The following is a 1,309-nucleotide window of genomic DNA, read 5'->3' as shown; positions in this document are numbered from 1 at the left end:
GAGCGGAGCGGACATCTAGTCCGTGAGCACCGGAAGTCGAGAAAGCCGCGCCAGGCGACCGGCCTCATGAATTCTTCTTCGGGATTTTAGGCGCAGACGCGGTTGCGGCCTTGCCTCTTCGCCTCGTAGAGCTGGCGATCGGCGCGGCGATAGAACTCTTCCGCAGTCTCCTTGCGGTCCCAGACGGCAAGCCCGACGCTGGTGGTGATCTTGAGGCGGACATTGCCTGACAGCACCGACATGTTGGCGATCGCCTTGCGGATGCGCTCGGCAAACTTGCCCAGAAGCTCGGCGTCCATGTTGGGCGTGACCACGGCGAACTCCTCGCCGCCCAATCGCGCCACCACGTCGTGGTAGCGTGTCATATCCTTGAGACAGTTTGCGACGGCCTTGAGCACCTCGTCGCCAACGTCATGGCCGTGGGTGTCGTTGACCTGCTTGAAATGGTCGAGATCGAGGATCATCAGCCCGACGGGCTTTTCGATGCGCCTGAACTCCTCGAGATACTCCTTCAGCGCATCATCGAAATAGCGCCGGTTCTGCATGCCGGTCAGGCCGTCGGTCAGGGCCGCATGCTCGAGCGTTTCCGAGCGGGCGCTCAGCGAAACCGTCATGGCGCGCAGCTTGCCTTCTTCCGTCGCCTGTTTTCGGATCAGCGGATAGATGAAGAAAATGCCGAAGAACAGCGCAGTGGCCAGGAGCACGCCGGTCGCGAACAAAAGCTTGTTGAGATAGATGACCTTGTCCAGGCCCGAAGCCGTATGCAGCTCGTTGGCGAAGGATTGCAGAAGCCCATAGGCATGCAGCGTCACCAGGCCAGCGGCCAGGATCACGAAAATAAAGACGAAAAATGCTGATTCCGCCTTGTGGAAACGCATCTGCTCCCCAATGGAAAAGTGCCCACTGACCTTATGGCATGGGCGGGCTTACGGAGGGTTAACTTGGACAACCGCAACGAGAACCTTTCCTTGCAGGTAAACTTTTCTGGTTGCAATAGAAACAAGCGATCAGATCGTGGTTTCCAGATCGTCACCAGGGCGCAATCTCAGCCATTCCGGCTCCAGCTGATGCCTGAACCAGGTTGTCTGCCGCTTGGAATATTGCCTGGTCGCAATCTTGGCGCGTTCGATCGCCTCGGGAAAGCCAATCTCTCCGGCCATCGCGGCCTGCAGTTCGCGAACGCCGATCGCTTTCATCGCCGGCAAATCGGGACCGAGGCCAAGCGCCGATAGCCGCCGAACCTCGTCCAGCGCGCCTTTGTGCAGCATCTGGTCGAAGCGTTTTTCGATGCGGCCGACCAGCACCGCCC

At 59.4% G+C, this 1,309-nt stretch carries 1 protein-coding gene and 1 pseudogene; both read right to left on the bottom strand.

Translation table 11 applies throughout. The features are described 5' to 3' along the window. Nucleotides 1–86: 86 nt before the first annotated feature. Complete coding sequence (locus EN935_RS36245; protein WP_056583040.1) at nt 87–878, bottom strand: GGDEF domain-containing protein; 792 nt, start codon at nt 876–878, stop codon at nt 87–89. A 129-nt stretch (nt 879–1,007) separates the two neighbouring features. Next, nucleotides 1,008–1,309 (bottom strand): annotated as a pseudogene (locus EN935_RS36240) (tRNA (adenosine(37)-N6)-dimethylallyltransferase MiaA); the annotation flags it as partial.

The sequence above is a fragment of the Mesorhizobium sp. M7D.F.Ca.US.004.03.1.1 genome (genome assembly GCF_003998635.1).
GTDB lineage: Bacteria > Pseudomonadota > Alphaproteobacteria > Rhizobiales > Rhizobiaceae > Mesorhizobium > Mesorhizobium loti.
This window is presented reverse-complemented; position numbering and strand designations above follow the sequence as displayed.